Source organism: Acinetobacter sp. YH12096, from assembly GCF_013419215.1.
Lineage (GTDB): Bacteria > Pseudomonadota > Gammaproteobacteria > Pseudomonadales > Moraxellaceae > Acinetobacter > Acinetobacter amyesii.
In genome coordinates this window covers 47,448-55,277 of the sequence record NZ_VPAM01000007.1, presented here as the reverse complement: position 1 = coordinate 55,277, position 7,830 = coordinate 47,448, and the positions used below count along the sequence as shown (strand labels likewise).

Sequence of the window (7,830 nt, the reverse complement as noted above, 5' to 3'; positions counted from 1 at the left end):
AGAGGAATTGCCACAAGATACGATAAGCTAAAACGTAACTATCAAAGCGCTGTTGCTTTAGCTTGTATATTTATATGGTTGCCTCTTTAGCTCAATTTATCGGCTGTAAATGTCAACACACCCTAATAACTTTTTGACGCCTTTAGGTTCAATTTTTATTAACCTCATTAAGATGATCGTTATTCCGCTTGTTGTGTCGATGCTTATTTTAGGTATTGCCAATACAAGTCACGGTAGTAACTTAGGTAAACTAGGTTTCAAAACAATTATTTATTTTGAAATCATTACCACCGTTGCTATTTTAGTCGGTTTAGTTGCAGCCAACGTATTCCAACCTGGTGCCGGCATTGATATGTCTGCATTAACGCAAGTCGATATTTCAAAGTATCAAGAAACAACACATGAAGTCAGTGAACATTCTCATGGTTTGATTCAAACAATACTTTCACTTATTCCATCTAACTTTTTTGCAGCTTTGACTAGTGGTCAAATGCTCCCAATCATCTTTTTCTCTGTGATGTTTGGTGTAGGTTTAGGTGCGCTTGATCAGGAAGTAAAACAACCTTTAATTAAAGTGTTGACCGCTGTTTCTGAAACGATGTTTAAAGTTACGCACATGATCATGATGTTTGCACCTATTGGTGTATTCGGCTTGATTGCTGCAACTGTTGCGAATTTCGGCTTCAGCTCACTTGTGCCACTGCTTAAACTCGCAGTTTTAGTTTATGGTGCAATCTTCTTCTTTATTTTCATTGTATTAGGTGCAGTTGCTAAATTCTGTGGCTTCAGTGTTTGGGCCATTATCAAGATTCTAAAAGATGAATTGATTCTCGCCTATTCAACTGCAAGTTCTGAAACTGTCCTCCCCCGTATTATGGAAAAAATGGAAGCTTATGGTGCTCCGAAACCGATTACCAGTTTCGTAATTCCAATTGGCTATTCATTTAACCTCGATGGTTCGACCCTATATCAAAGTATTGCGGCTATCTTTATTGCTCAGCTTTACGGGATTGATCTGACAATCACCCAACAAGTGATTCTGGTACTGACCTTGATGATTACCTCTAAAGGGATTGCAGGTGTACCAGGCGTTTCTTTCGTGGTCTTGCTGGCGACTCTCGGCAGTGTCGGTATTCCTCTTGAAGGTCTGGCATTCATTGCAGGTATTGACCGTATTTTAGATATGGCACGTACTGTACTGAATGTAATTGGTAACGCACTTGCGGTACTGGTGATCAGTAAATGGGAAGGCCAATTTGATACTGAAAAACAAAAAAATTATGCCGCTAATCTAAAAGATGCCGCTTAATTTTATGCCATAAAAAGGACGCTTCGGCGTCCTTTTTTACAGCTTTGTTTTATTTTTCACCAAATTTTATTTATTTTTTTCACCAAAAACTGAAATATTAAAATCTCGAATTTTGTTACTTCCTGCCGGCTTATCAAAACTTACATCATACTGTACAAGGTTTTTATTGGTATAACCGTACTCATAAGTGACCGTATATAAAGACGGCTTTTCAGTCGATTTTTCAATGTGCTTTGCTACTATATTTTTGCGTGAGTAATCTTGTTTCGGAATACCTCGTGCAAATTTACGCAGCTCTTTTTCATTCTGTTCAAACTTGGCTTTGAGTTCTGGTTCAAAGTAGGTATACAACTTTTCAAAATTGCCTTCACGTAATTGATCATAGGCAGCTTGGGCAACTTCAGTCTGTTCAACACTTGGGTCTGGTATTGCATTTAATGCTTTTTGGCCAATTTGGTCACAACCTGACAACGCTATGACACAACCTAGTAACAAAAAATTTGCCTTCATAACCACACTTATTCCTAATTTAAGCTTTTGAGTATATATAAAACTTCAAAGTTGATATTAAAATTAAGATATCTCTTTAACTTTTCTCTTTCCAACTTGTTGACAGTACATTAAATTAAACTCTGTTCACTTACGCAAGGTAAATGAGCTTCACTTTTTATGTATTTAAATAAAGTACCACTGAAAATTCTAAGGGTTTATTTAAGTACCAACTTTAGATGACTACCGATAATTTTAGCCAAAGGATCATCTTGTTTAAATAATACGGTGTAAAATACAGTTTGCTGCTCGTATTCATACTTAAGGTTTGCTTCAATTAGTTCACCATGCACACTATTTTTAATACTTTTATATTCCAACATTTTATAATCTAAAACTTTTTCAAAATATGGAATATATGAAGATATTTCTGGTAATAATGTTGGATCTTCCAACAAAGCCTGATAAAACTTCTCATCTGTTATTTTCTGGATTTGATCTAAATCTTTATCACGTATAGCAACATACAATTGCTCAATGTGTTTAAGTTGCAAAGGTGTCAGCTTATAAGGAATAGATGATTCTTTTTTTATACCTTCATTAAACTCTACAGACGTCGGCTCACTACATCCCATTAATGCAAAACAAATGACTATTCCTTTGGTTCTAATTAATTTTTTGAAATACATTTAAGTCACTATTCTTGTTTATATAAATTTTTGTTAATACTATTCATCTATCAAAAAGGACGCCGTAGCGCCCTCTTTTCTCAATCTTCAATTAGTCTTCTTCAGGCTCATTGAGATCTGATTCATTGTCATTTTGATCAATAATCGTTGAGTCATCTACAAGTTGCTCAGTTTCGATTGCTTCCACTTCTTCAAAAGTTTCGTCTTCTTCAACTGCTTCGATCGCCACAACACCGACTAAGATTTCGCTTTCACCTAAACGGATCAGACGAACACCTTGAGCATTACGACCTGTTTGTGCCACTTCAGACGCACGTGTACGAACCAACGTACCACCATCTGAAATTAACATTAGCTCTTTAGACGCATCAATCGCTACCGCACCAACAAGTTCGCCGTTACGTTCAGATGTTTTGATTGCAATAACACCTTTACCGCCACGTTTCTTGGTTGGGAAATCATCTACTGGTGTACGTTTACCATAACCATTAGCTGAAGCACAAAGTACTTCACCGGTTTCCGGAACAACCACCAATGACACTATACGGCTAATGAGAGCTGAATCAGAGGTATCGTCATCATCCGACTCGACATCCGCATCCTCAGCGTCTTCAGCTTGAGCTGCCGCACCAATGGTCACGCGCATACCACGGACACCTTTGGCAGAACGGCCCATTGAACGCACGTCAGTTTCTGCAAAACGAATGGCTTTACCTTCGTTTGAGAACAACATGATTTGTTGTTCGCCATCAGTAATAGCAACACCAATTAAGGTGTCATCACCATTGAGTTCAATCGCACGTAGACCGTTAGAACGAACATTCGAGAATTGTTCTAACTCAACACGTTTAATCGTACCGTATTCTGTTGCCATAAATACGTAGAAGTTTTTACGAACGGCTTCTGCTTGCTGTGCAAAGTCATTGATGATTTCATCATCAAGATCAGTGGTAGATAACTCTAGACCCAATTGTTTCAACTGAATACGAAGTGCGTCAGATAAATCATCTGCACCGTCTTCAGTCTCAGCAAGTGCAGCTTCTAAGCCCGCAAAATGACTATTAATCACTTCATTGGTTTGTAACTGTGCACTATTGGCTTTTACAAATACTTTAAAGTCAGCCAAACGTTCTTTAAATTTCTTCGGCGCATCGACCACTGGTAAAATAGCGGTGATGGTTTCGTTTTCATCTAATGGCAATAAGTTCACCATCGGACGACCTTTCGCACCACGAGATGCTTGAGGCACTTCATAGACTTTCAGACGATAAACTTTACCTACATTGGTAAAGCAAAGCACTGTTGCGTGGTTTGAAGTCACGATCAAATGTTGGATGTAATCGTCTTCTTTCATTGAAGTTGCAGACTTACCACGTCCGCCACGACGCTGTGCAGCATAGTCTGACAATGGTTGAGTTTTTGCATAGCCTGATTTAGAAACAGTTAGTACCATTTGCTCTTCAGGGATTAAATCTTCACGAGAGAAGTCGATACGTGATTCCACGATATCGGTACGACGTGCATCGCCATATTGTTGAAGGATTAAAGCCAATTCTTCTTTAATCACGTTCATCAACAAGTTGAAATCGTTCAAAATTGCAGTATATTCAGCAATTTGACCAAGAATTTCTGTATATTCAGCTTGTAACTTGTCTTGTTCTAGACCGGTTAAGCGATGTAAACGAAGTTCTAAGATCGCACCTACTTGGGTTGGAGACAGACGATAAATATCACCTGTTAAACCAAATGGACGTGCTGGATCTTCGCCTTCAATTTCATCTGGACGGACAGATACCGCGCCTGCTTTTTCAAGCAAGGCAACAACACCACCGCCTGCCCACTCGCCCGCTTGTAAACGTTCGCGCGCTTCGCTTGGGTTTGCAGATGTTTTGATGGTTTCAATGATCGCATCGATATTTGCGAGTGCAACCGTCAAACCTTCTAAGATATGTCCACGTTCACGTGCCTTACGCAATTCGAACATAGTACGGCGTGTAACCACTTCCTGACGGTGACGGATAAACGCTGCAATAATATCTTTCAAGTTCATTAACTTAGGCTGACCATTATCGAGGCAGACCATGTTAATACTGAATGAATTTTCTAATTGGGTATTTTGGAATAAGTTATTTACAATCACTTCAGCGTTTTCACCACGCTTCAAGTCAATTGCAATACGCATCCCTTCTTTATCTGATTCATCACGAAGTTCAGAAATACCTTCAAGTTTTTTCTCTTTGACCAACTCAGCAATACGTTCAATGGTTTTTGCTTTGTTAACTTGATAAGGAATTTCAGTGAAGACAATCGTGCTACGGCCCGATTTTTGGTCTTCTTCAATGTGATATTTACCACGGATATGCAAACGGCCTTTACCAGTACGGTACGCATCGACAATGCCTGATTTACCGTAAATGATGCCGCCTGTAGGGAAATCTGGACCAGAAATGTGTTCCATTAACCCTTCAATGCTAATGTGCGGATCGTTGGCATAAGCAAGACATGCATTAATGACTTCTGTCATGTTATGCGGAGCCATGTTGGTTGCCATACCTACAGCAATACCAGCTACACCGTTAATCAACAAGTTTGGCACACGTGTCGGCATGACTTGTGGAATACGTTCAGAACCGTCGTAGTTGTCTTCCCACTCTACGGTATCTTTCTCAAGATCCGCTAAAAGTTCGTGGGTCAATTTACGCATACGAACTTCGGTATAACGCATTGCTGCTGCACTGTCACCATCGACAGAACCGAAGTTACCCTGACCATCAACCAATTGATAGCGTAAGCTGAAATCTTGAGCCATACGAACAATGGTTTCGTATACAGCTAAGTCACCATGTGGGTGATATTTACCGATGACGTCACCGACTACACGGGCAGACTTTTTGTAAGCTTTGTTGTAGTCATTGCCCAATTCGTGCATTGCAAAAAGCACACGACGGTGAACAGGTTTGAGACCATCTCGGACATCTGGCAACGCACGTGACACAATCACGCTCATTGCATAATCGAGATATGAGCTCTTCAGTTCATCCTCAATGGCAATCGGTCTAATTTCCGATACGCTCATGCATACTCCTTGTTATACAAGCAGAATTCTGCCCGCATTTATATATCGTAAATCTGTAAAAATTAGTTCAAAAAACACTGAACCAATATCAAAAATCAAGTCGGACAGTATAGCATAAAAACCCTGATTTTTGTGCCAATCATCTTGCACTAGAACCATGATTTTTTGTATTTAATTTAAGCATTTTGATTTTATTTACTGTGAAAAAAACCTCTACGAATAGAGGTTATTTAATGTTCAAAAAAAATCTTTTCGAAGCTTCAAATTTAGGCGCATAAATGTGATAAAAATCACTCTTTATGATATTGCATGACCTCTAATTCTTGAGGTACATGATCCTGCTGCATCCATGGGTATGCTGTTAAAAACAAACCTAAAATAAGCGGAAATTCATAAACTTCTTCGATGAAATCCTTGTAAGCCAAATCGTACAAAAATAAAAAACTGAGACTTCGACTATGCTCAACTGCATCAGAAATAAGTAAGCCCAATATCACCAAGCCCAATGGCCAAATTGGCAACGCCAAGGTTTTTAGCTTACGTACGATTTCTTGGCGTAAATACGGCGAAAACAGCATAAAGACGACAGGTGCAATCATGAATACCGAAATTAAACGAAAATACGGTTTAGGCACATCTGGGAAATAATCACGCCCCCAGCTAATGCTACGACCAAATAGCAACCACCACCACGCAACAGCCCACAACCAAAATTGTTTCTTTCCATCTTGCATTTCAAGTGGTCGAATATAAAAAAAAGTAAAAATCGCAAAAAAAAAGCAATAACAATGCTTGGACCGATTCAACTGCTGTAACAGTCATTCCATCAAATAAAGGAAAAGAGATACTTTGTAAAACAGGAAAAAGTAGATCATCAGCACCAATACACTGACTGGTAACTGAAAATCAAATTTCAAAGGGAGACTCCGCCTAAAGGGCAAGTTCAATAAAAAGCCATCTCAACAAAACATACAATTCTTTAAGCTTGCATTAAGTTTTAGATTTAAGCTTGAAGAATAGATCTTGATTTTTTTCTTTTTAAATCTTTGTATTTTTTATAATTTATTAATTTCCATCCTATTACCAAGCGATTGCTCCTGCTTACTTACCATTTAAGTTTCAACATACGTTTAGCTTACGCTACAGTAGTGTCTAAGACTGATAATAAGAAAATACCTCGGATGAATTTTGAAGTACTAAATTAAGAATCCCTCATCCCATTAAGCATGATCAAGAATATCTACAACGGCATTCATTCCACACAAAAAAAACGCCCCTAAACCATAAGCTTAGGAGCGTTTTGAACTGCGTTCAGAAATTAGATTTTAGATACTAATTCTGGAACTACAGTGTTCAAGTCACCCACTAACCAGTAGTCAGCTACTGAGTTAATTGGCGCTTCTTCGTCTTTGTTGATCGCAACGATCACTTTAGATTCCTTCATACCTGCCAAGTGCTGAATCGCACCTGAGATACCTACAGCGATGTACAAGTCAGGAGCAACGATTTTACCTGTTTGACCCACTTGCATATCGTTTGGTACGAAACCAGCATCAACAGCAGCACGAGATGCGCCTTGCGCAGCACCAAGCTTGTCCGCTAATGGATCAAGTACAGTGTGATAGTTTTCACCTGAACCAACACCACGACCGCCTGAAACAACTATACGCGCAGCTGTTAATTCTGGACGTTCAGATTTCACGATTTCTTCAGAAACGAACTTAGAAATACCAGCATCACCAGTAGATGCAACAGCTTCAACTGCAGCAGAGCCGCCTTCGCTTGCAACAGCATCAAATGCAGTACCACGAACAGTCGCAACTACAACAGACTCGCCAGACTCTACAGTTGCAATCGCGTTGCCTGCATAGATTGGACGTTTGAAAGTTTTAGGACCTTCAACAGCAATGATGTCAGTGATCATGCTTACGTCAAGTAGCGCAGCAGCACGTGGAAGTACGTTTTTGCCCGTTGTCGTAGAAGCAGCAAGGATGTGAGTGTAACCCGCACCGATAGAAGCAACTAATTTAGCAACGTTTTCAGCCAATTGATTAGCATAAGCAGCGTCGTCAGCAAGTAATACTTTGCTTACACCCGCAACTTTAGCTGCTTGGTCTGCAACTGCTTGAGCGCCTGAACCAGCTACTAATACAGTGATATCACCACCGATTTTTTGCGCTGCAGCAACAACGTTAAGAGTTGCACCATTTAGTGCTTTGTTGTCGTGCTCAGCGATAACTAAAATACTCATGATTTTTATCCTTCTG

Annotated in this window: 5 protein-coding genes and 2 pseudogenes; 2 read left to right on the top strand and 5 right to left on the bottom strand. The window is 39.5% G+C overall.

The genetic code is table 11. The features are described 5' to 3' along the window. Together FTU36_RS04785 and gltP are read left to right on the top strand one after the other, a co-directional pair. Nucleotides 1-90: pseudogene (locus tag FTU36_RS04785) on the top strand (IS5/IS1182 family transposase); the annotation flags it as partial. 34 nt (nt 91-124) lie between these two features. Continuing rightward, a pseudogene (gene gltP, locus FTU36_RS04780) lies at nt 125-1,309 on the top strand (glutamate/aspartate:proton symporter GltP); the annotation flags it as partial. Between the two features lie 66 nt (nt 1,310-1,375). Here gltP and FTU36_RS04775 read toward each other — a convergent pair. From FTU36_RS04775 to FTU36_RS04755, 5 genes are all read right to left on the bottom strand, one after another. Further along, entirely contained in the window at nt 1,376-1,819 is a 444-nt protein-coding gene (locus FTU36_RS04775; protein WP_180116897.1) for a DUF3887 domain-containing protein, read from the bottom strand. Nucleotides 1,820-2,016: 197 nt separating this feature from the next. Continuing rightward, complete coding sequence (locus FTU36_RS04770) at nt 2,017-2,487, bottom strand: hypothetical protein (RefSeq protein WP_162689711.1); 471 nt, start codon at nt 2,485-2,487, stop codon at nt 2,017-2,019. A 91-nt stretch (nt 2,488-2,578) separates the two neighbouring features. Further along, nucleotides 2,579-5,563 (bottom strand): DNA gyrase subunit A, encoded by a 2,985-nt coding sequence (gene gyrA, locus FTU36_RS04765; RefSeq protein WP_180116896.1) that lies wholly within the window; start codon nt 5,561-5,563, stop codon nt 2,579-2,581. Nucleotides 5,564-5,853: 290 nt separating this feature from the next. Next, complete coding sequence (locus tag FTU36_RS04760; RefSeq protein WP_257224786.1) at nt 5,854-6,297, bottom strand: hypothetical protein; 444 nt, start codon at nt 6,295-6,297, stop codon at nt 5,854-5,856. Nucleotides 6,298-6,881: 584 nt separating this feature from the next. Continuing rightward, nucleotides 6,882-7,814, bottom strand: a complete 933-nt coding sequence (locus tag FTU36_RS04755; RefSeq protein ID WP_111883923.1) for an FAD-binding protein — start codon at nt 7,812-7,814, stop codon at nt 6,882-6,884. Nucleotides 7,815-7,830: the final 16 nt, after the last annotated feature.